The organism is Streptococcus sp. 2741 (assembly GCF_013276315.1).
Taxonomy (GTDB): domain Bacteria; phylum Bacillota; class Bacilli; order Lactobacillales; family Streptococcaceae; genus Streptococcus; species Streptococcus pseudopneumoniae.
In genome coordinates this window covers 1-1,163 of sequence record NZ_VMKU01000132.1, presented here as the reverse complement: position 1 = coordinate 1,163, position 1,163 = coordinate 1, and the positions used below count along the sequence as shown (strand labels likewise).

General features: G+C 33.9%; 1 protein-coding gene. It reads right to left on the bottom strand.

Features of this window, described 5'->3' with window-relative positions:
- Positions 1-232: 232 nt before the first annotated feature.
- Positions 233-658, bottom strand: coding sequence for a hypothetical protein (locus HT671_RS10445; protein ID WP_226373187.1), 426 nt, complete (start codon positions 656-658; stop codon positions 233-235).
- Between the last annotated feature and the right edge of the window lie 505 nt (positions 659-1,163).

The following is a 1,163-nucleotide window of genomic DNA, read 5'->3' as shown; positions in this document are numbered from 1 at the left end:
ATTTGTAAAAGCCGATGAACTATAAAACCAGGCTCTTGTTTTGCGAGGTTCTTTTTTGAAATAAAAAGAGGTTGGGCAAAAAGCAATGTCATTAAGTTAAGAAATTTGGCTCTTTAAAATCAAAAACGCATAATATCCGGTGTTGACTTGAACCGTAATACTATGCGTTTTATTGTGAGAAAATTTATTTCATTTTCTCCTGAAATTGAGTTTTTACCCAGTCTCTAATGAGTTATTTCCAAGTGACCAGTTCGCTCCAAACGCTAACATTCGATATAGTAGAGGTTTCACCAGCTGGAACCCATTTGTTGGTGCCTAAGTATCTAACTTCTAGTTTACGAACGTTTACTGTGTAAGATGCTTTTAGTCTAATATAACCATAAGTGTAGGGTGGTACGTTATGGGAGACTGAGTGATTTAAACTAAGTCCAGCTCCAGACTCCGGAGCAGAAAAGCTAACACCTGCACCTACAGTCAGAGTAGCTCCAGCTTTTCCACCATAGGCAGTTGAACTTACAGGACCTGATGTGGTGCTTTTCTTGTAAGAGTGAGAGTATTTAGTTCTATAGTCTGCAACACCAGTTGCATTAGAACGAGTCTGATACGTAGATTTAGACTCTAAATAGGCGTCTCTAAGTTCAGTCGTATAAAATGACAATAACTCTCCTGTGTTGATATCTTTTACAATACGATTAGATACAATTTCATAATTTGTACCAGGATAGACATCAGCAAAAACCGTAGATGTTGTGACTAAGAATAATAGACTTGATAGTAGAGAGAAAAACAATAGTTTCAGTTTAATCATAACAAATTTCCTTTCTTCATGAGTAAAAGATTATTTTTTCAATCCTTTGAAAGTTATAATGCAACCCGAAATAATACTGAGAGTTCCTACAGGTCTCCAATATAGTTGCCAAAAGAATAAATTTATTCTTTCTTTCAGTGTCGCATAGGGTTCGGCATAATAGGGGTTGATGTGAAATAATAAAAAACCAAAACATAAAACTATGATTCCAGTTAAGAATAAAATGTCCTTATTTACTTTCCTCATAAAACCTCCTTTTATTTTATTTAAAGCGCTTTCTATTATTAGTATACGTCAAAAAAAGAAAAAAACAAGTCTATTTATTTATTTTTTTATATGGTATAATCCCGACTTT